We start from the raw sequence: 21406 nt of genomic DNA on the forward strand, positions 1-21406 counted from the left end.
GGCTCGCTCGCCAGAAAGGAACAACAATGACCTCGTCGAAGCTCGAGCCGAATTCGGTGCAGGCCGAAGGCGCCGCCGCGGCCGATGCCGTATTGACCGCGCAACAACTCGGCCACCTCCGGCATTTCGACAATCTGTCCCGTCAGCTGCCGAACGACTGGTCGCTGATGCTGGGCAAGGCAACCGGCCAGGACGATTTCGGGGGATACCGGTTCCAGCTCGCCTACATGGCGTACGCGCTGGCGCTCACCCACGTGCACCGGCTGCCGAACGCCCCGGGCGTGTTCAAGCCGGTTTTCGAACGGATCATGGACAAGATCCTGCTGCCCGAGGTGTGGCTGTATTGGCGCGACTCCAGTCGCGGCGGCAATGTGTTCAACGCGCACCTGATGGACCGGCTCCACGAGGCGTGGGACCCGGTCGCCCGGGACAACATCATGTACAGCGCCTACGTTCAGTCGCTGTCGTTGATGTATCACTATCTCTTCGGCGACGATCGTTACGCGCAGCCCGGCGCGCTGACCTTCGAACACTGGTCGTTCTTCTGGGGCGGTGAGCCGAAACGCTTCGAGTACGACGAGAATTCGCTCAACGAGCAGGTTTACTGGCAGATGGTCGAGAGCGGCTATCTCGGCGTCGCCTGTGAGCCCAACTGCGTGTTCCAGATTTGCAACCAGCCTGCCATCCTGGGCTTCCGCATGCACGATCTGGTGTACGGCGGCAACGTCGCCGCCGAGGTCACCCGCAGTTACGAGCGGGCGTGGTCGCAGCTGGGCCGGCTCGATTCGACCGGTCGGTACAACATGTTGTTCACACAGGACACCCGCACCGTCGTGCCCAACGAGCTGTCCGCGCCATGGGTGGACGCGTGGTGCGGGGCAATGATGAATATGTGGAACCGGGACTTCGTCCGGGCACACTATCCCGAGCAAGTCGCGAAGTTGCTGGTGGACGGCCCGGACGGGACGAAGTCCGTCGGCTTCGCCCCGGACATGGAAGTCATGGGCCGTAAGGTCGTCAACGACACCTGCGATTTCGGCTGGGTCGCGGCGTGGGCATCGGAAATGGGCGACAGCGCGACGCTCGACGGCCTGCTCGCGCACGCTGATCGCTATATGAACCCCACGTGGCGCAACGGCGGACTCTACTATCCGAGAAACGATGTCCGCAGCGACGAGAACGGCAACCGTACCGAGGTCGAGCCGCTCACCGGTAACACCCTGCTCGGTTACGCGCGGCTGAATGTGCCGGACGGCTTGTGGAAGCTGTACAACGAGCCCTGGCACGCAGCGCATTTCACCGAGCCCGCCTTGACGGTCGTCGCCGACGACATCGAGGTGAGCCGAGCCCGTTTCGCGTCCGACTCGAGCACACTCACCTTCCGTATCCAGCGACACGATGATCGCAACGGCGACGGTTCGATCATCCTCGGCAATGTCGTCGACCGGGCGCATTGGTCGCTGCGAGAAGACGGCGTGGTGCTGGCGACCGGCCGATCGGGCGAACCGGTGCAGGCCGGTCGGCTTGCCGATGGTGGCCGGGACATCGACCTCGAGCACGTCGCGGAAGGACTCGCGCTCCGTGTCCCGGTGGGCGCACCGCGCACCTTCGAGCTCGAGGTATCACCAGCCGAAAGGGCGCAGCGATGAACACGAACTCGAGTTCATCCGTGCGCCGGTACATCAGCGGCGCGTTCGAACTCGTCGACCATGACGGTCGAGAGGTGAGCGAACGAACCTACCGCGGACATCACCTGCTGATCTTCTTCGGATTCACGCACTGCAAAATGGTGTGCCCGCGGGCGTTGCGCCGCTTGTCGGCCGTGCTGGACCGGCTGGGTCCCCTCGCGGATCGGGTGCAGCCGCTGTATGTCACGGTCGATCCCGAGCGCGACACTCCAGAGGTGATGAAGCGCTACCTAGAGTCCGACTACCCGCGCTTCACCGGCCTGACCGGTTCGGCAGAGCAAGTGGAGCAGGCCAAGAAGTCCTTTCGAGTGTTCTCGGCGATTGCCGTGGATCCTGATGACCCGGACGACTACCAGATGCCGCACTCGGCGTTCACCTACCTCCTGGACCGGGACGGCGCCTATCTGACACATTTCACCGACGCCGTCGAGGAAGACGAGTTGGTCGAGCGTCTGTCCGCGCTACTCCAGTGATGATGACGCCGGCGGCTCGGCGAGGCGGAAGGTGGCTGCTGCGCCGCCGGACCTCAGTGCACCGGCGGTTGGGTGCCCGCACGGTACTCGGCCCCTCCGAGCCGCCGGCCTCTTCTTCTGCGAGGGAGCGGGCATGACGCCCACAGTCACCACCACGTCTGATCGACCGATGGCCGGGATGGGCCGATTCGGCGCGATACTCGCCGCCGTGTCGGCGACGTCGCATGCGCTGATGCCCAACGGCCCGCAGCTGTACTCGTCGCTCGGAACGGCGCTGATCACGTTCATGGTCCTCGGCTGCGGGTTCTGCGCCTGGGAGCTGTGGCGCGACGCGTCCGTGCGGGCCTGGGCGGTAACCGGCGCGATGAACGCCGGCATGCTGGGATTTCATGTACTGCTCGGCAGTGATCATGCCGATCCGGTGCACCACGGCTCGAGGGTCGGCGAATGGACTCGGGCCGCTATGACCGTCGCAACCGTTGTGGCGGTTGCCGAACTGGCGCTGGCAATCGTTGCCATAGCGTCGGCGGCCGAGGCAGTAGTCCGCCGGAACGGAATCACCGGCGTGGTGGGAAGCCTGCCGAGTCGAACGCAGGACCGCGCGGTCGGTACAGTTGCGCCGGATCGTCTTCGGCCGGTTCGATGCAACGGCGTACGAGCAGTGTTACGAGGGATATATGCGGATGCTACTGGCCGGTGTCGTCACCGCCGTCATCGCGCTCGGCGCTTCGAGCGGCTGTTCGGCCACCGAGAGCAAGCCGACCGGAATGTTCGATCCATGTAAGGAAATCACGGACAGAGTGATCTGGAGCGCCGGGTTCGACCCGCGCACGAAGAAGGCCGTCGAGACCCTCACCGGTCGCTCAGTGAGGTGTCAGTTCTCCTCGGCGGGCGGTACCGGCACCTTGCACCTCGAGCATCCCAACGCGCTCGCTCTTCCCTGGACCTACGAGCGGTACCTCGCGTCTGCGCAGTCGGTCGCCAACAGCCCCGGCGGTCAGGCCCCCGCCGTCACGAAGATCAACGGTCGCGACGCTTACGTCGGTCCGCAGACCATGCTCGGCTGCGCGGTCAACCTCCGTACTGCCACCGGTGTTCTGACCGTCGAGGTCTGGTACCCCGACGAGGAGACATGCGCACCAGCGCAAAAGGTCGCCGCCACCCTTGAACCGAACATCGGTGGCCGCTGATCGGCCGAAAGGGTCGGTGTCTGTTCGGCCGGAGCGGCTACCGCTCGGCTACAGGGACATTTGACGAATCCCGGCGACGGCAGAGATACTCACCCCGCCGCCGACGACACGAGCGTTCCGGCGATGGCCCTTCGGCCGGTCACACCTGTGCCGGGTGCGTCGCGCGTGTCGGACTCAGCGACGTGCGAGGCAGACCGTTACGCCGGTTGTTACTCCGGCATCCCATGTGATCACCGACTCCGTCCCGGACGGGCAGTATTTGTCGGGGGATTCGTGCCGTTCGATCACGTCGTGTGTGGCTGCGGGATCGGTGCAATCGATCCGATGCGAGCGCGAGGCGGGTCCGGTGCCGCTGACCGAGAGGCAGTCGCCGACTACGGAATACAGTGCGGCGTTCTGATCGGCCGGTCCGAAACAGGCCGTGAAGACGAGATCGGTCTTGTCGGTGTCTGTCATGGAGGACGCGGTCGCGCCGAAGACATCACGGCACTTCGGCGATTCGGGCCGTACATAAACCATTCTCACCGTGAGGGCCCGTAGCGTGGCCTCGGGACTGTCACACGAGATCAATCTGCTCAGGTTTCGGTCGGTGCAATCGCCGACCACCGCGCTCCTGATGTCTTTCGGATCGGTCGGCGCGGCGCACACCACCAGTGTTCGTCCGCCCAGTGAGGGATGGGCGAATGCTTGACGCGCCGATGGATGCGCGCGGCACGCCTGATCGGTGACGGGGATCTGGCGGTGCAGTTCGGTGGCGACGACCCGAGAGCCGTGCGGACTCTGCCGGCAGGAGACGCGGGTTATCGAGTCACCCGCGCCCTGTACGTCTATGCAATCACCGGCCTGCAGTGCGCCGGGATCGGTGGTGTTGAACCTGGTCGGGGCCAGGCACAGTGCGGTATCGGGCTGTTCGCCCGCAGCAGCGGGTTCGGGCACCGCCTGGGTGGTGTCCTGGAATTTCATGCAGGCGGATGCCACCGGCCACACGATGTCCTGGCGTGCCGCGATCCGGTACCCGGCTCGCTCGTCGGTGCAGGCGTATTCCACCGGACGCTCGGATTCGATTGCGACGCAGTCGTTCACGGCCAGCGCGATATCGGTGGAGTGGTTCAGTCGGGCGGCGACCAGAACGGCGGCAGCGGCGAGCAGGACGCCCATCGTGAAGGCGACCGCCGTGAGGGCGAGCCGGTGGCGGCCGATGAATCGCTTCGCAGGCCCTGGCTGCGGAGGCTCCGCCAGTGGTAGCGGTTGAAATGACATCGCCTGTTGTGACTGCTGCATGGACGCAGACGTCGTTGTCTGATCGGTATGAGTGAGCCACTCGTCGTGCACGATGTCCCCCGAGGCTGAACAGAACAGTTTTCGATCCCCGCTCGATCACGGAGAAGCAGAGCTTAGCCGTCCGCCGGAGGGGGCGGCAAACTCACCGGCAACGGCGCGATATGCACGGCTGCCCCATGTTTCGACAAGCGACGCCAATACGGGCCATAGTTCCGCAACGAACCCGCAGACACCGCCGCATCCACCGACGCCACGTACGCGGCGAAGGCCGGAACAGCCGGATCGGCGGCGAGCGTTGATGCGGCGTCGACCTGTTCATCGGAAACGCTGAGCCGGTTTCATGTGGAGCGTCGAATAGGTGTTCGGGACGCATACCGAGTTGGTCGAGAAGCAGGCGGGCGGCGGCAAGCGCTGGCTGGTCGTTCCAGGTGAACGGTTTTGCCGCGGCGTCGCGTGTAGGGCCGCCGGCCGACTGCGCACTCGGGCACGCTGCCAACGCCGCGCCCCACGATCAGCGCCGTTTCCAGCGCGCCCAGCGAGAGCAAGCGAGAGATCGGACCCGAGCCGCGCGAAGCAGCCGCCACACCGAGGCGCTCACAGCGGGAATACGCAGCAGGGGATGGCCCGCCGGCCTCCGGCCAGCCGAGTACGTGAGGGTGCGGGTCGCGTGGCTCAGCGGGATCGCAGCGCAATTGACTGGAGCCGGTAAGCGACTGGTCGACACAAAGATCACTACACCTTAAAGGTGTCCACTTTCGTATACTTCCGCTGCTCATGTTCTGTCGGCTAACATATCACGTCAACCGAGAAATTAGAGAAGTTCTCCGCAGCCGGACATTTTCATAAAATCTCCCGATGGCTGCAAATCGACCAGTTAGGCGAAAGATCGCGTGAAGGCGGCCCAATTCTACTCGAAAGAAGACGTTCGCATAGAGGAGGTCCCGGATCCGCAGGTCGCTCCAGGGTATGTGAAGCTGAAAAACGCGTATTCTGGAATTTGCGGCTCGGATCTGCATGTCTACTACAATCCGGACAGTTCGGGCGTCGATTTCACCAAGCCGCACCCGATCACCGGTGCGCTTCTGCCGCAGATCCTCGGGCACGAATTTTCGGGAACCGTGGTCGACATCGGTGACAACGTGACCGGTATCGAGGTCGGCGACCGAGCTGTGGTGTGGCCGATCTATTACTGCGGCGATTGTTCTGCTTGCGATCGTGGCGCTTACAATATCTGCCGCAATATAGCGTTCCACGGTTTGAGTTCCGTTGGCGGTGGCATGGCTGGTTACACATGTGTGCCTGCGTCGATGTTGCACAAACTGCCACCTGCGGTGGACCTGCGACTCGGTGCGCTCGTCGAACCAATGGCAGTCGGATGGCACGCGGTGGAGCGCAGCGGAATTCGTCCCGGCCAGTCGGCCCTGGTCGTCGGTGCCGGACCGATCGGAATCGGCATATGGTTCGCACTACGTGCGCATGGCATCGAGCAGATTATCGTGTCCGAACCCAGCGCGGCCCGCCGTGATGCGATCGCGTCACTCGGGGCCGATCATCTGGTCGACCCGGCAGCGGAGCGTCTCGCCGACCGAGTCGGCGCCCTCACCTCGGGGCGAGGCGTTGACGTGGCATTCGACGCAGCCGGAATTTCGATCGGGTTGCAGCAGTCACTCGCGAATCTGGTGCCGGCGGGAAATCTTGTCATCGTGGCACTACACGAACATCCGGCACAACTCGATGCAACCGGCGTCGTGCAGTCCGAAACCACCATCACCGGATCCATGGCCTACTTGCCATCCGATTTCGATTCCGTCATCGAAGCTATGGAAGACGGCAAATATTCCACTGATGGATGGGTCACCGAGATTGCTCTGGATGAATTGGTCGAAGGGTTCGCCGAACTGCGCGCAGGCAACAGAATGAAAGTATTGGTAAAGCTCTGACCCGAGTTGGGAAATTCCCTGTGGTGCCCCACTTCGTCCGACGCCACTGTTCGACGAGGTCGCGCCGCATATAGCCGACCACCGTGATGGGGCCGCTGAATCCGATAGTGCCGGCTTCAGGAAGCAGGCGAGGATCCGCGCGAACCCGACGGTGCGTGTGCGGTCGGAGGGGCGTGCTTTCAGTGGTGCCGGCTCATTCACGCAGGGGAAATGTAACCACGGGCATGCGATAGGACAGCATCACCCAGTGCCCAGGCTTTGCCGCTGGTGAGTTGGGCACGAGATCCCTCCGATCCGGTGGTGGGATTCACCGCATCTGCCCCCGCGTAGTGTCGAAACCACGGTGACACGGAGCGGGAGGTGGGTGATGCGGCCGACGTGCACGCTCGCGGCGCTGCTGGGCGCCGTGGCCGTGGCGGTGAGTGGATGCTCGGCCTCTCCATCGCCGGGCCCCCCGCACACCGGTGAGCTGCCGCTGCGGCGGGTCGCGCAGTTGGGGTTGACCGGCGGGCCGGTGCGATTCGACTACACCAGCCTCGATGCCGGCCGCGGGTTGCTGTTTGTCGCGCACATGGGCGCTGGGGAGGTGGTCGAGGTCGATGTGCGCGCCCACCAGGTGGTCCGCACCATCCCCGATGTACCGGACGTACACGGTGTGATCGTGGTCCCGGACATCCACCGCGTGTATGCCACCGCGACCGGCCGCAACCAGCTGGTCGCGATCGACGAGGACAGCGGCGCGGTCGTGTTCACCGCCCCGACCGGCGAATACCCCGACGGGCTGGCCTACGACCCGGTCCGCCATGCGGTGTGGACGACAAACGAGCACGCCGGTACGGAGACCGTCGTCGATGCCGACACCGGCGCTGTGCGCGCCACCGTCGCGGTGGGTGGTGAGGTCGGCAACGTCGTCTACGACCCGGTCACCGACCGGATGGTCGTGGCGGTCCAGGGCCGCAATGATCTGGCGGTGATCGATCCGGCGAACTTTATGGTGACCGACCGGATTTCGACTCCTGGCTGCGACCATCCGCACGGACAGGCTCTGGACTCGGTCGGTCGGCTGATGTTCGTCGGCTGCGAGGCAGGCGCGGCCATGGTCACCGTGGACTTGACCGCCCGCGCCGTCACCGGCCGCGACCCCGTCGGCGATACCCCTGACGTGCTGGTCTACGACTCCGGTGCACACCGGGTCTACGTGGCGGCCGAAAGCGGCTGGGTCAGTGTGTTCGACCGCCGCGACGGCCACACCGTCGCCGTCGGTGCCGCGCACCTGGCCGACGGCGCCCACTCGCTGGCGGTGGACCCCGCCACCCACCACAGTTACTTTCCAGTCCCCAAGGGGCCCGATGGTGCGCCGGTGTTGTGGGAGTTCGAACCCACCCACTGAACCGGCTGGTGAACCAGCCACTTTCGACGACAAGGCCGTGCCATGGCTGTTTCGACACGTCGACACCCTGTCCACGCGGCCGCGCCGGCCGCACTGCCGGCGATCACCGCGGCCGGAGGATGCGCGCACACCGACAACCCCACCACGCCCGCAATCACCCCGACCGCGGCTTCCCACCAACCGGTGGCGACCACCGACACCGACTGGAAACCCGTGACCGACGCTCTCGCCCACACCGGCAAACTCGGCGACGACAACACCGCCTACCACATCTCGCTGGTGCGCACCGATCTTCAGGTCACCCCCAAAGGGTGTGCCTGGCGTGCGCTCGCATCAAGTGCCGGTGATTCGGCGGCGAATATCGGTGGGTCCGGCCGATTGCCGCCACTGGCAGGATGAGCACATGCTCATCGCTATCGGAGGACTTCCGGGCACGGGTAAGACCACGCTTGCGCGTTTGCTGGCGTCACGGATCGGCGGCGTGCACCTGCGGGTCGACACCATCGAACAGGCGATCGTGCGGTCAGGTTTGGCTGAGCATCCCGTGGGGTCCGTCGGTTATGTCGTTGGATATGCGCTTGCCGAGGAGCACCTTCGGCAGGGGCTCACCGTGATCGCCGAATCGGTGAACCCGCTGTCGATCACTCGTGACAGCTGGCTGGGTGCCGCCCAGAGCGCCGGCGTCGCCGCGGTCGAGATCGAGGTGATCTGCTCAGATCCGGCCGAGCATCGGCGCCGCATCACCTCGCGCTCGGTCGACATCCTTGACCTGCCACTACCAGGGTGGCAGCAGGTTCTCGATCGCGATTATCAGCCGTGGGATCGGGACCACGTCATCGTCGACACAGCCGATGAAAGCCCCGATCAGTCGCTGCTGCGCCTGCTGGGGCAACTCGAGCACCTTGGGCTGGTGCGTGATTCATTGCTCAACGAGGACAGCTGATGTTCGGCTCCGAGGCCGACTGTCGCCGCGCGTTGAATCGGCGTGTTCGCCACGGGTGACCGTGAAGATCGGTAATAGCGTTGCGCCTGCGGTGATTTCGCGCGGCTTGGGTCCGGATGGGGGAATGCCGGATTGCCGGCTGATAGTCCATCGTGCCCGACCCGTGCCTGTCGGGTCCAGCGACCGGGTCATCAGATACAAGCAGGCGACGCGGCCTGCTCTGTGGGGAAGTGTCCGCGGGCGCGGACAGCACGCCGATAACGGATGTCGAGCGACTCGATCGCGGTGGTCGGGCAGATCACCCGGCGAGCGATCGAGCCGGGTGAGCACCGCCGTTTCGGCGAGAGGCCAGTCGTGTCTTACGTCTGTGGAACGTGGAAACCCCTACGGGTCCGGCTCGGCGCAGCCGATGCCGGTGACCCGACCGTGAGGAAGGCCGAACGCCCGGCGGGATCGGGATGACCCGAGAAGCGAATGCCGGCGGCCGCAAGGACGACGGGACTCTGAACAGCCATTTCTCACAATCAGGTAAAGATTCTTTAACCATCAGAAAAATCTAAATACTTGAAGACAGGACATTGAACGAGAAGTACACTCTGCCTCAGTCGCCGGCTTCGGTCCGGCGGACACCAGTCATAGCAGGACCGTTGCCCGGTCGAGGTGACGACGAAGGAAAGAAATACGATGACTCAGTCACACAGTGCTGTACCGACAAACATCGTGTACACAGATGCCGAGGTACTCGTCAGCTCGAAGCAGACCGGTGAGGCGATCTTCATCAACGACGGCCGGGTCGCCGCCGTCGGTTCCACCGACGAGGTGCTGGCAGCGGCCGGCGCCGGCGTCGAGCGGCAGAGTCTGGACGGGGCGACCGTAATTCCGGGCCTCGTGGACACCCATCCACACCTGTTGCACTTCGCGGCGTTCCGAGGCAGCAGCGTCGATATCATCGACGCGAAGAGCCACGACGACATCATCGCAGCCATTCGCGAAAGCGCTGCGCAGACGCCCAAGGGTGAGTGGATTCAGACCACACCGATCGGCGAGCCGCACTACTTCGTCCGCCGTTCTTGGCGCGATCTCGTCGAAGGCGTTCTGCCGGATCGGCATGTGCTCGATCGCGCCACCAGTGACCACCCGGTACTGATTCAGGCATGGGCTCCGCGGGTGCCCAATATCGTCGCTCTCAATTCTCTTGCCCTGCAGGTACTCGGAATCGACGCGTCTACGCCCGACCAGGTTTCGAACGTCTGGATCGAGAAGGACGCCGCGGGTAACCCCACCGGCATCCTGCGGGGGAGCGTCACGTCCTACTACAACCACGATCCCTTCTTCAGCGAACTCCAGACCAAGATGGCGCCCCTGATTCGACCGGAGCTGGTGCCACCGGCGATGATCCGAGCGATGGCGGAGTACAACGCCATGGGCATCACGACCATTTACGAAGGTCACGCGATGGACTTCCTGCACATCGAGGCGTATCGCGCGTTCCGCTCCCAGGGACTGCTGACCCTTCGTGTGCAGGCCGCGCCCGAACTCGAGAGCAATGCGCTCCCCGGCGACCGCACACTGTCCCTCCAGGAAGTTCGCGAAAACCTCGAACGCGCGCTCGCCATCCGTAGCGTCGACGACGACTGGCTGCGCATCGACGGCATGACCGCCACGATCACCGGTCCCTGTTCGGTCGGACTGGCCCGCTTCGATGCCGGATATAAGGACCCATTCGGAGCGACCACCACGGGCAATCGCCAGATCGACATCGAAAAGACCAGGCTGTTCTACGAATTCTGCGCCGAACACGGGCTGCGGCTCAACGTGCTGTCACTGACCCCCGACGAGCACGAGGAAAACATCGCTCTCACCAAGGAAGTGATGGCCAAGTACCACCTCGATCAGGTGCCCTGGGTGATCCAGCACGGCGAGCTCATGCGCGCCGACCAGGCAAAGAAGTTCGCGGAGCTGGGATTCAGCCTCACCGCGAGTACAAGTTTCACCTTCGGCAAGGGCGACATGATCGCCGAACGGTTCGGCTCGGAGGCACTCGAACTGCTGAATCCGCTGCGGCACATGGTTGATTCGGGGATACCGTTGGCGGCGTCGATGGACTGGGGACCGGCGAACCCGTTCGAGCAGATGCAACTCGCTGTGACCCATCAGATGTTCCCCAGCGGGCGGTTCAATGCCGGACCCGGGCAAGTCATCTCCCGCGCCGAGGCTTACGATATGTGGACCGTCGGCGGTTCGGCTGTACTCGGCTGGGACGGGATCGGGCGGCTCACTCCCGGCAGCCACGCTGACCTCGCGATCATCGATCGCAATCCCATCACCTGCGACCTCGACGCGCTGCCCTCGACTCAGGTGCTCAGGACGACCGTCGGCGGCCGAATCGTGCACGACATCCTCCACTAGGCCATCCGCTCATCGTTCGCTGCCGCGTTCGGGGATGGCGGGCGCCATCCCCGAACCACTTGTTCCACCCCTTGCGCGGCTGAAGCTCGGCGCACCCTCCGATATTACGGTTAGTAAATTCTTGTAACTAATTGTCTATTTTGCATACGCAACGTTCACCTCTGTCGTAAGGTTGCCGCTACCCGGCCGGAAGCAACCTCTCGAGGAGCAACATGATCACCCTCGGCCTGCAGGTCGAAACGTTTCGGGTGTCATTCCCTGCCGATTACGGCTACCGCGCCCGCTCATCGATGCCCGCGTAAGTGTTCGAGCAAGAAGGAAAAGTGCATGACTGAGATGGCCGACCTGATCGTCACCAATGCCAGGGTCTATACCTGCGATCCGGGCAACGAATGGGTCGAAGCATTCGCCGTGGCGAACGGCAAAATATCCGCCTTGGGGTCCACCGAGTCGGTGGCCGCCTTTGCTACATCGGATACGGAGATCATCGATGCCGGCGGGCGAATGGTGATGCCGGGCCTCTGCGACGGCCACGCACACCTCGGCTTGGGCGGTGCGCAGGTCGCGTGGGAATTGACCATCAGCCCCACCGCCGACGTGAACGACATCCTGACGCTGGTGAAGTCCCGCGCCGCCACGCTCGCTCCGAACGAATGGGTGATCGGCAGCACGATCGGTAGTCCGGTCATCGACGAACTCGCCAAGGGCGGTTACCTGGAAGCTCTGGACGAGGCAAGCGCGGGTCGACCGGTTCTGCTTCGCGACGACTCGCACCACAACCGCTGGGTGAATTCCCGAGCGCTCGAGCTTGCGGGTATCGGTCAGCAAACACCGGACCCGGACGAAGGCACCTACGTGCGTGACGCCTCCGGAAAGCTCACCGGTGTTCTGTACGAGTCCGCGTGTGCCGCGGTCGAGGAAGCGGCTGCACGGTCGATCGAGAATCCCGCCGAGCGCGACATCGTGTCACTTCGCGAAGCGGTGAAGCTCCTGAATTCCTTCGGCATCACCGCGATTCAGGACGCGGGCACCTCCGAACGCGATCTTCGCGCGCTGAGCACTCTGGACGACAGCGGCGAACTCACCGCCTGGGTGGTCGGTTCACTACCGGCCCGGCCATTCTTCGGCGAGGAGTTCGTGGGCGAAGAGTTGTTCACGGCCTCGCGTGCGTACCGCCGCACGCATGTCCGTCCCGATTTCGCGAAGCTGTTCTTGGACGGCGTTCCGATGACACGGACCGCCGCACTACTGACGCCATACGTATGCCATGGGGCCCACGAAGATCCCGAGGACACCGGCCCGCTGTTCTGGACCTCCGAGGAGCTGGTGGCGACACTCGAGCGTTGCCGTCAGCTGGGCTTGGGCGCGAAACTTCACGCCACCGGAGACGGTTCGGTGCGGCAAGCCCTGAACGCGATCGAGATGATCCGCAAGGAGCACAGCGACGGCCAGATTTTCCAGATCGCTCATGTCGCCTACATCGACCCGACCGACCTGCCCCGGTTCGCCGAGCTGGACGTTGTACCGGACGCTTCGCCTTACATCTGGTTCCCCACGCCTTTCGACGAAAGCATCGCTAACCAGGTTCCGGCCGAAGTCCTGGACCGAAACTGGCCCTTCAAGGATCTACTCGCTAGCGGGGCATGCCTGACGGCCGGATCGGATTGGCCGGTGGTTCCGATACCGAGTCCATGGATTGCCATGGAAACGATGGTGACCCGGGCCAATCCGGACCCCTCGGTACCCGGTCTGAACAATCCGGCCCAACGCATAGATGTCCGCGACGCGATAAACGCATTCACACGGAACGCCGCTCGTGCCATCGGACTCGGCGACAGCATCGGTGTACTCGCGACAGGGCGGTCCGCGGATTTCCTCGTCTTGAACCAGAACCTGTTCGACATCGCACCGAACGAAATCCACCAGACCCAGGTCGAATACACCTACTTCGAAGGCAGAAGAATCTACGACCACAGCGTCGCCTGACGATCAGCCGAGAGCCTCCGACGCGTTCGTTGTGGCAGCGCCGAGGAACGCTGTGGTGCAGTACGTTTCGTCGCGGCAGCACCGTGGATCGTGGATGACGAGTTGTGGGCGGTTATCGAACCGCTACTTCCGATCGAACCTGCCGGGCCCCCCGGACGGGTCCACCACGGTCCACGGCTGGTGTTCCGAGGGATCTTGTTCGTGTTGTTCACCGGGACCAGGATGCGCCCGCACGTGCGCCGCCCGCGAAAGAGGACTTCGCAGGGGCCACTCCGCCAACCTTCCGCAAGGGCGTGGCGACCGCGGTCGATCATGCCGTCGACGACCCCGAACGCGCCCCCGGCACGCTCCGCAACACTCGCGAGGTGCCAAGATCTACTACATCGACAGGCCCGAGATCAGGTCCGACCTGACGTGGCTCACGTGTGTGCCGGTTGGATGACGGAATCGTCGCGACGGTGTGGGTGGTGATCTCCGGAGGGGATGTGACCACTACGCACACGTGCTGTACCAGCGAAAACCATTGGTCGTGGGTGGCTGACTGTCGCAGGTTGGAGCCCTTGGCAGGAGGCGCAGAACATGGGCAACTGGAAAAGGCCTGGTCATCGCGGGCACTTAAGCAATGCGAAGGCGAAAGATATTCGCGCACGAATACGGGCAATGCTGAACACGCGGCGTGACGATGAATGGTTGGTAAAGGGCGGAATCCCTGGAAGCTACTTGAGTGGACCGTTTCATGCAAGGCGATGAGAACGAGAGGGTATTTGATGATGAGTCTTCGGATCCGTACCATCCAGGGCCTGTTGCTCGCCGCATATTCTTTACCGATTTCGACGGCAATCCGGGCGACCCGGATGATGTTATGTCCGTAGCTTTGGATGGTGGCTGGGTGCAACGTGAGCCCGAAGCAATCGAATTGTTGAATGATCGAACTGCCCATCCTGCTGATCGAATGCTGGCCTGTTGTGCGCTCGCGTTATGGGGATCGCCCGTTCCATGGCCTGCGGGCTATCGGTATGGAAAGTTCCGTGGTATGAGGTAAGAGCCATTGATCTCCTCTCCCTGAGTCGCTGGCCGTTATCCGCCCTTCATGCCTGAACAGGATCGCTACTGTGCTCTGTGCAAGAACGCTTCTGCCTCGCTTTTTATACGTGCCGGAGCCGGCTCCCACGCGGGGGTTCGCATGAACTGGACGAGTTTCTCTCGCTTCTCCGCCACCGAAGCGTTGGCCGATACGTCGATCTCGGACCAAAGCTCAGCCAATGTCTGTGCGGGAATACTCCATCCGGCGGCGCGTAACCAGTCCTCGTTTCGCCATTCTGTGCGGTTGACAACTTCGTCGTTTCCTAGGAAAAACCGCTCTTCGACCACGGTCATTCCTGCCTCTGTGGCCGCAGCCTCCGCTTCGGATCGCCAAGCGTCCAGATCGGCGGCTGAGGGCACGACTTCGGATTGCGCGTCTATGCTGATCGACCACAAATCATTGTCGTCGCGCCAAAGATTTATCATCATTGCTGAACCAACAGTGCCGGGCAAGTCCCGACTGCCGAAATGCTCATCCTCGCGATCACTCAGCCGGCCGATGCGAGCGAGGCCCAGTGTGTGCCGGAGTTGGTCGAGCCCTGTCTGATTCAGTTTTCCACTCAGGGTCAACCGAAGCCGAGGCTTGAACCCGCCCATCATCTCTCTTCTCCATACATGCCATCCAGCATAGCCGACCCCGGTCCGCCGAGCACGACGAATTCGTATTGCCAAAGGCATCCGATTCCAGTACGAGGAAACGCCATGATTCGTTCTCGCGGGAATCGCGCGGCGAGTATGAGGCCAGGGTTCAGATTGCCACTGAGCCAGTCGGCGGCTATTCGACGGCTCCCCGTCCATGACGAGAGCGGCCGTTGGAGCGGCATCTCCATTTCGGTTCCTTCTGGTTGCCGAGCCCATTGCGGACGTTCCTGCTCCGGCCAAGAATAGCCGCGATACAAAACGAGATTGTTCACGCCCAACCGGGCCAATTCGTTCTGTGTGAGTTCGTATTGGATACGCAGGAGTTCGCGATGAACGGCTCCATGGTGGGCGACCTCACGGGCGACTCTGTCGCGTATCCCATCGGACATCGGCCAATCCAGCACGGTGTCCAAGCCGAATTCGACTATCGCAGCTTCTTGTATGGCGAGAGAGCGCACATTCGTTCCGTTCGAGTCGTGCGCCCAGGCCATGATCAACTCGCTCACCGCCATTTCACGGAGAATGCGCTCGGCTTCAGGGGCGTCCAGTGGGAGAAGATTGTCCGGCGTGTGTGATGGCCTGCTCGGATCCAGCCCTGACCGGTGTAGGAATTCTCCGCCCATGGAAGCGTAGCTGGAATTACGCAACGCTATCACGTAATTTCCGTCTCCAATATGGGCTACGGCAGACGGATCCACGTGTGCTGCTGAACCGGCCGCAACCAGGCTCTCTGTCGGTGCTGTCATTTCATCGGTTACGGATTGGATGACGAGTGTCTTGGCTTCCTCTGAGCTCGTAACCGATCCATTGTCCGTCACAATCTCGGTACTGAAGTTCTCCGGCCATTCTCGTTCGGTGACCGCTGTGGTATCCACGGCGGAGCCGAATTCTCTGCCCGACTGGTCATCCGAACCGAAGCTCGCGTGCACGGTTTCGCCACCGGAAGCGCGATGGACGATCCAATCCGTGTCCTGGAAATGAACGAAGAACCCCCGGTGTGATACATCCGCAGGGCCGCTTTCGTCGAAGACGGCGTAGGACATCTCCCTTCCTGTTCGAGCGGTCCACTCCATCGCCCATCGGAACAAGTGGGGGAATTCAGTGAGGACAAGCCGCTTGTTCAGGTATCCGTGATCGCGGGTGAGCGGACCGCTGTATCTTTCGGGGTCCCAATTCTCGACCGCCCGACGGAACATTTCTCCGGACGAAAAATTCAAATCGAAGTCGCTCGGCTCCTCCAAGCCGAGCCTGTGCATGGAATTGAAAGGTCGCCCGACGGGCCGGTCCGGATCATCGACCAACCATTCTCTCAGTAGATCGAGCGCCTCGGGGTTGTCGGAGAGTGCCTCTTCGGTGGGCAGTTGTTTGTGTGCACCGGAAAAGAAATCCAAACCCGATCCGCGCATGCGGATATCGACCTGGTCAAGGGAAATCCCATACCGTGCGAGTGCCTCCAGGAGCGAGATGCGCCATTCGTTGTAGACCGAACTGAGCGACGCGCCCGCGACATCGGCTCCGGACTCTGCTCACCCCACCGAATCATCATCGGAATTGGTCATTCACACGACCACCACTGGACGAAATGAGGCGTCGTGGCAGGTCAATTCCATGGGTCGTTCAGTCCGCACCTCAGCCACAATTCGAGAGGTCTTGGCCAACGCCGAGCGCAGCAGCGCGGAAGACAAGCTCACGGCTCAGATCGGACGCTCTGGGGGACGGAGCACCGACCATGGCGGCCATGGCCTGGGCCACCGGTTCATGAAAGACCAGCGCGAGAAGAACATGTTCCCCCAAGATGGTAACTTCAACACTTCAGCTTACAAGAAGATGGAGAATGAATGGTCTGATTGGGTGAGGAAGGGTGCTGAGGTTGAACTCGAAATAGGGTTCTTTCAGGCAGATGGCAAACCAGTTAAGGGAACTGAACGACCTGAGCGAATCGATGTTCAGTACATTGTCCGAAACGACACTTGTCGGAAACTGTACGGAAACGAAATTTCATTCGAAAATGAGCCAAGGCGAAAGTTCGATCGTCTGACTGCGCGTGAAATAGAAGAACTTTTAAATCGTGAGATGGAAGAAATCGTCGAGGGAGCTCGATCGTGACCGATCCAAGTTTCGACATCCAAGCTGCGAATGATATTTCGATGTCGGTCTGCGAAATAATAATTCGGAGCTATAGGGAAGTAGAATGGGATTCCCTGGCGCTGGTAGCAAATCTAGATGGCGCGGCATCAATGTATGGCTATACATACACTGATAATGGCGAATTTTCGGCCAACGTGCCAGCTGGCGTCGGATTTCTGGAAAAGATGAAGGAATTCAGGGAGGCTACAGGTGTCCGCGGCGAGAATGACTGGAAGGCATGTCTCATTCAGATCAAGCGGGCTGACATGAGTCTGAATGTCGAATACGAATATGATGATGCCGACCGATGGCGCGTAACGCCTGACAACTACGCGCAAAGGATCGAAGAGCTGCGTCCACAGTAAGGTAATCTCAGCAGGGTAGGCGATAGTTTTCGCGTGCTGTGACGCAGGGCAAACGGCGTTCTCGCTTGACCCCAACTGATCTGCACTGACGGCACGCCGCTGCGAATGCGGGCGGGCGGGCACAAGCACTTTCAGGTGCCGATGAAGGTTCTCATGCCAAAATCACCCCCGGAGTGCCCGCTGCCCGCCTGAGTTGGCTCACGTTGTCGTGGTTGGTGGGTTCGGAGTTCGTTGACCTGGGGTGATGTTGGTTTTTGGTGCCTGTTTCGGGCACTAACGGGGTCGTCTAGTGTTCGGGTGGTGGCGTGGATTCGGCGGGTGCGGACGGCGTCGGGGGCGACGGCGGTGCAGATCGCGGAGTATGTCGGGGGCTGGCGGCGGATTGTGGCTGATGTGGGGTCGGCGTATACCGAGGCCGAGCTCGGGGTTCTGCTGGAACGGGCCCGTGGCTTGCTCGAAGACGCTGCGCAGGGGGTGCTGGAGCTGGGGGTGGAGCCCGTGGCGCGGGCCGCGGGGCTGGTGGGTCGGGGTGAGGGCGGCACGCTGTTCACTGCTGGCGCTGCCGACGAGCCTGTCGAGATGGTGGCGTCGGGCCGGGTGATCGGGACGAGTTCACGGTTGTTGTTCGAGGCGCTGGCCGGGGTGTACGACTCGTTGGGGTTCGACGCGGTGGGCGATGCCGTGTTCCGGGACTTGGTGATCGCCCGGATCGTGGAACCCACAAGCCTGCTCGACACCGGGCGGGTGCTGGAAGACCTCGGGCAACAGCCGGGCTCCTACGCGACGATGAAACGCACCCTGGCCCGCTGCGCTGGTGGCCGCTACCGCGACCGGGTCGCCGAGGTGTGTTTCCGCAATGTGTTGACCAGCGGGGAGGTGTCGCTGTGTTTGTATGACGTGACGACGTTGTATTTCGAGGCGGAGAAAGAAGACGACCTACGGAAGGTGGGCTATTCCAAGGAACGCCGCGTCGATCCGCAGATCGTGGTGGGGCTGCTGGTCGACCGGCACGGGTTCCCTTTGGAGATCGGTTGCTGGGAGGGTAACAAGGCCGAGAAGCACACGATCGTGCCGATCATCGCCCAGTTCCAGGCTCGGCACCAGATCGAGAGTATCGTCGTGGTCGCCGACGCGGGGATGTTGTCGGAGCAGAACCTGGCCGCGCTCGACGCAGCGGATCTGCGGTTCATCGTGGGCTCGCGGGTGACGAAGGCCCCGATCGATCTGGAGTCCCATTTCCGTTGGCACGGAGAGGTATTCACCGACGGTCAGGTCATCGACACCGTCACCCCGAAACACGGCGCCAACCTCGACAACGACGCCGCGGTCCGGGCCGAACCGGTCTGGAACCCCGACACCCATCTCGGGTCGTGGCGGGCGGTCTGGGCCTACTCGACCAAACGCTACGTCCGCGACAACCGCACCCTCAACGCACAAGAAGCCCGTGCCCGCGACGTCATCGACGGGACCAAAAGTGCTCGGACCCCGCGGTTCGTCACCACCAGCAAAGGCCACACTATCCTCGACGAGGCCGCCCTGGCGCGGGCCCGCCGCCTGGCCGGGTTGAAGGGCTACGTCACGAACCTGCCCGCTGATCTGATGCCCGCCGGTCAGGTGATCGCCAGCTACCACGACCTCTGGCACGTCGAGCAATCCTTCCGGATGTCCAAAATCGACCTGCAAGCACGGCCGATGTTCCACCGCACCCGCGACGTGATCGAAGCCCACCTGACCATCGTGTTCACCGCCCTCGCCGTCGCCCGCACCGCCCAAACCCGCACCGGCGCAAGCATCCGCGCGATCGTGCGTCAACTCCGCGTCCTGCGCTCAGCGACCATCGCCATCAACGGGACCGAGCAAACCTTCCCGGCAGCCATCGACCCCGAACGGCAGGCCCTCCTCAACGCCCTCACACACAGGCAACGTCAGGCACTAACCAAATGAGCCAACTCGGGCTCGACTACGTCGCTGGCGTTATCCGGCGACACCGCGCCGCGATCGGGTCGGTGTGGCGGCGGCTCAACCCGGGCCGACAAGCCCTGCTCGTCCTGGCCTACCTGCGCAAGGGTGAAACCTTCGGCGACCTGGGTGCGGGTTTCGAGGTCTCCACCACGACCGCGTGGCGCTACGTCGAAGAAGCCGTCGAACTGCTGGCCGCACGATCACCGGATCTGCGAAAGGCTTTGCGGCTTGCGAAGACCGACGGGCATGCCTACCTGATCCTCGACGGCACGGCGATCCCGATCGACCGGGTGGACGCCGACCGCCCCTACTTCTCGGGGAAACACTGCTACCACGGAATGAACGTGCAGGTCATTGTGACTGCCGACGGTGACATCGTGTGGGTGTCGGGCGCGTTGCCCGGCAGTGTGCACGACCTGAAGGCGGCCTGGATCTGGCGGATCCTTTACGAGCTCGAGCAGGGCGGGTGGATTACCCTGGCCGACAAAGGATATCAAGGCGCAAATGCGCTGCTGACCCCGTACAAGGGAAGGAACAAGCCGAAGTCACAGAAAGTCGCAAACCGTGCTCATGCGAAGCTGCGTGGCCGCGGCGAACGAGCGAACGCCCAGCTCAAAACCTGGCGAGTACTGCGGAAACTCCGGTGCTGCCCCGATAAGGCCGGACGACTCGTCAAAGCGATCCACGTGCTACAAAACCGCGAACTTCAAGCCGTCCGACAAGGATGAAAAAGGCTCACGGGATCGTGCAGGAAAAATTCAACTGGGAAGAAGTTCAACCCTCGCCGCGCGGCGAAAACTTCGAAAGTGAATGGTAGATGGCTATTCTCCTATATGTCAGGAAGAAATCGGAATCCGAAAGCATCGTCGTCTACGATTTCGGAGGAGACTTCGAAAACTTCACCAGAAAGTTGACAATCGACAAGTTCTCGGAACAGCCGCGGCCGGACGACGGAAGATACGACGGGCAGTTCTATAACGCTGCGAGAAAAATACTCGGCCTCAAACTGGAGAGGGGGCAGTGGCCAGACCGTGGAATGATCGCGAGCTGACCTCAGTTTTTTTGCCGCGCCGCATCTGCTGCTCGATTTTCGAATAGGCGACTGTATGGTTATGGCCCGGCGCGACCTCCCGCTGAACAAAATAAGGCGTCGGACGGAAGAACTCAGAAGTATTACCGCAAGTCGAGGTTGACTTGGTTTTCTGTCTTTTACGGCAACGGCGGATCGATCAATTCGATGGTACTGGTTGAAGGTCCGGATCGATAATGTTGAGGGCGTTCGCATAATCCGTATTAGGATTTTGTATCCACCTCCGTATAGAATCGAGAAAATCAATCATTGACAGCGTGAGCGAATCGGTAGCTATTGCAAAAATTCGAGATGCTTTCGACCGCGCGGTTTCAAGCGGGCTGGATCCTGCGGAAGTATGCGGAGCTACCGACTCGGAAATAGATCAGATGGCGTTGATACAGAAAGCATCTGCTGTTCCCGCAGCCGCCCGTGAGATGTTGAGATTGATCGGCAAGCGCTACGGAAAATTTCAGATTGTCGGCGACTTTGATATCGATGCTCTGGACGAAGAATGGAAGTCTATGGTGCTCGAATTCTTGGAACAAACTCCGAAGGATAAAAACCCGCTATCGGACCCCGAGCGGATGCTGGTGATCATGGACTCTATGGGCGCACATGCTGCGGTGGTAGACGGAGCAGATCTCGCGAAGCCGGATCCGCCCGTATGGGGCATCGCGGAAGATGGAGAGATCACTCCTTACGGTTCGGTGACATCGTTCTTCGCCGCCATGGTCGATAGCGTCCAAGATTTAATTGAACAGAGTAGGGGTGCTCGCGAATTACGTGAACGATAAATTTTTTTCCGTCAGACCAACGGGCCGAAGATCCGTTCCCGAGCCTCCAGCGGCGACGACC

Annotated in this window: 19 protein-coding genes and 2 pseudogenes; 16 read left to right on the plus strand and 5 right to left on the minus strand. The window is 62.2% G+C overall.

The features are described from left to right. Positions 1-26: 26 nt before the first annotated feature. The 3 genes from ACT89H_RS04120 (at position 27) to ACT89H_RS04130 (ending at position 3351) form a co-directional block, all read left to right on the plus strand. A complete protein-coding gene (locus tag ACT89H_RS04120) occupies positions 27-1649 on the plus strand; it encodes a linalool dehydratase/isomerase domain-containing protein (RefSeq protein WP_445107098.1) in 1623 nt (540 codons plus the stop codon). Continuing rightward, entirely contained in the window at positions 1646-2161 is a 516-nt protein-coding gene (locus ACT89H_RS04125; protein WP_445107099.1) for an SCO family protein, read from the plus strand. Before ACT89H_RS04120 ends, ACT89H_RS04125 begins: the two co-directional genes overlap by 4 nt. Before the next feature lie 677 nt (positions 2162-2838). Further along, positions 2839-3351, plus strand: coding sequence for a DUF3558 family protein (locus ACT89H_RS04130; RefSeq protein ID WP_445107100.1), 513 nt, complete (start codon positions 2839-2841; stop codon positions 3349-3351). Between the two features lie 174 nt (positions 3352-3525). On the opposite strand, the gene ACT89H_RS04135 is transcribed toward ACT89H_RS04130, so the two are convergent. Next, complete coding sequence (locus tag ACT89H_RS04135; protein ID WP_445107101.1) at positions 3526-4611, minus strand: LppU/SCO3897 family protein; 1086 nt, start codon at positions 4609-4611, stop codon at positions 3526-3528. 911 nt (positions 4612-5522) lie between these two features. Here ACT89H_RS04135 and ACT89H_RS04140 point away from each other — a divergent pair. From ACT89H_RS04140 to ACT89H_RS04155, 4 genes are all read left to right on the plus strand, one after another. Next, positions 5523-6572 carry a 2,3-butanediol dehydrogenase gene (locus ACT89H_RS04140; protein ID WP_445107102.1) on the plus strand — a complete coding sequence of 350 codons (1050 nt, stop codon included), beginning with the start codon at positions 5523-5525 and terminating at the stop codon, positions 6570-6572. A gap of 367 nt (positions 6573-6939) precedes the next feature. Continuing rightward, positions 6940-7962: a YncE family protein gene (locus ACT89H_RS04145; protein ID WP_445107357.1), complete on the plus strand. Its 1023-nt coding sequence runs from the start codon at positions 6940-6942 to the stop codon at positions 7960-7962. A gap of 42 nt (positions 7963-8004) precedes the next feature. Next, positions 8005-8361, plus strand: coding sequence for a hypothetical protein (locus ACT89H_RS04150; RefSeq protein WP_445107103.1), 357 nt, complete (start codon positions 8005-8007; stop codon positions 8359-8361). A 4-nt stretch (positions 8362-8365) separates the two neighbouring features. Then, positions 8366-8905: a P-loop nucleotide/nucleoside kinase family protein gene (locus ACT89H_RS04155; protein ID WP_445107104.1), complete on the plus strand. Its 540-nt coding sequence runs from the start codon at positions 8366-8368 to the stop codon at positions 8903-8905. A gap of 141 nt (positions 8906-9046) precedes the next feature. Here the strand turns inward: ACT89H_RS04155 and ACT89H_RS04160 are convergent. Beyond that, positions 9047-9213 (minus strand): annotated as a pseudogene (locus tag ACT89H_RS04160) (transposase); the annotation flags it as partial. Positions 9214-9625: 412 nt separating this feature from the next. Here ACT89H_RS04160 and ACT89H_RS04165 point away from each other — a divergent pair. The 3 genes and pseudogenes from ACT89H_RS04165 to ACT89H_RS04175 form a co-directional block, all read left to right on the plus strand. Continuing rightward, a complete protein-coding gene (locus tag ACT89H_RS04165) occupies positions 9626-11314 on the plus strand; it encodes an amidohydrolase (RefSeq protein WP_445107105.1) in 1689 nt (562 codons plus the stop codon). 327 nt (positions 11315-11641) lie between these two features. After that, complete coding sequence (locus ACT89H_RS04170; protein ID WP_445107106.1) at positions 11642-13300, plus strand: amidohydrolase; 1659 nt, start codon at positions 11642-11644, stop codon at positions 13298-13300. Positions 13301-13387: 87 nt separating this feature from the next. Then, positions 13388-13522 (plus strand): annotated as a pseudogene (locus tag ACT89H_RS04175) (transposase); the annotation flags it as partial. A gap of 88 nt (positions 13523-13610) precedes the next feature. Here the strand turns inward: ACT89H_RS04175 and ACT89H_RS04180 are convergent. From ACT89H_RS04180 to ACT89H_RS04190, 3 genes are all read right to left on the minus strand, one after another. Continuing rightward, a complete protein-coding gene (locus ACT89H_RS04180; protein WP_445107107.1) occupies positions 13611-14240 on the minus strand; it encodes a hypothetical protein in 630 nt (209 codons plus the stop codon). 167 nt (positions 14241-14407) lie between these two features. Next, on the minus strand, positions 14408-14983 hold the full coding sequence (locus tag ACT89H_RS04185) for a hypothetical protein (protein WP_445107108.1): 576 nt from the start codon (positions 14981-14983) through the stop codon (positions 14408-14410). Beyond that, positions 14980-16416, minus strand: coding sequence for a hypothetical protein (locus tag ACT89H_RS04190; RefSeq protein WP_445107109.1), 1437 nt, complete (start codon positions 16414-16416; stop codon positions 14980-14982). Before ACT89H_RS04190 ends, ACT89H_RS04185 begins: the two co-directional genes overlap by 4 nt. 160 nt (positions 16417-16576) lie before the next feature. On the opposite strand from ACT89H_RS04190, the gene ACT89H_RS04195 reads away from it, so the two are divergent. From ACT89H_RS04195 to ACT89H_RS04220, 6 genes are all read left to right on the plus strand, one after another. Then, on the plus strand, positions 16577-17131 hold the full coding sequence (locus ACT89H_RS04195) for a DNA/RNA non-specific endonuclease (protein WP_445107110.1): 555 nt from the start codon (positions 16577-16579) through the stop codon (positions 17129-17131). Then, positions 17128-17517 (plus strand): hypothetical protein, encoded by a 390-nt coding sequence (locus ACT89H_RS04200; RefSeq protein WP_445107111.1) that lies wholly within the window; start codon positions 17128-17130, stop codon positions 17515-17517. The genes ACT89H_RS04195 and ACT89H_RS04200 overlap by 4 nt, the downstream gene beginning before the upstream one ends. Before the next feature lie 300 nt (positions 17518-17817). Continuing rightward, positions 17818-19461, plus strand: coding sequence for an IS1634 family transposase (locus ACT89H_RS04205; RefSeq protein WP_445107112.1), 1644 nt, complete (start codon positions 17818-17820; stop codon positions 19459-19461). Continuing rightward, positions 19458-20207, plus strand: a complete 750-nt coding sequence (locus ACT89H_RS04210; protein WP_445107113.1) for a transposase family protein — start codon at positions 19458-19460, stop codon at positions 20205-20207. The genes ACT89H_RS04205 and ACT89H_RS04210 overlap by 4 nt, the downstream gene beginning before the upstream one ends. 89 nt (positions 20208-20296) lie before the next feature. Continuing rightward, positions 20297-20530 carry a hypothetical protein gene (locus tag ACT89H_RS04215; RefSeq protein WP_445107114.1) on the plus strand — a complete coding sequence of 78 codons (234 nt, stop codon included), beginning with the start codon at positions 20297-20299 and terminating at the stop codon, positions 20528-20530. Between the two features lie 296 nt (positions 20531-20826). Then, positions 20827-21345 (plus strand): hypothetical protein, encoded by a 519-nt coding sequence (locus ACT89H_RS04220; protein ID WP_445107115.1) that lies wholly within the window; start codon positions 20827-20829, stop codon positions 21343-21345. Positions 21346-21406: the final 61 nt, after the last annotated feature.

It is taken from the genome of Nocardia aegles, assembly GCF_052545135.1.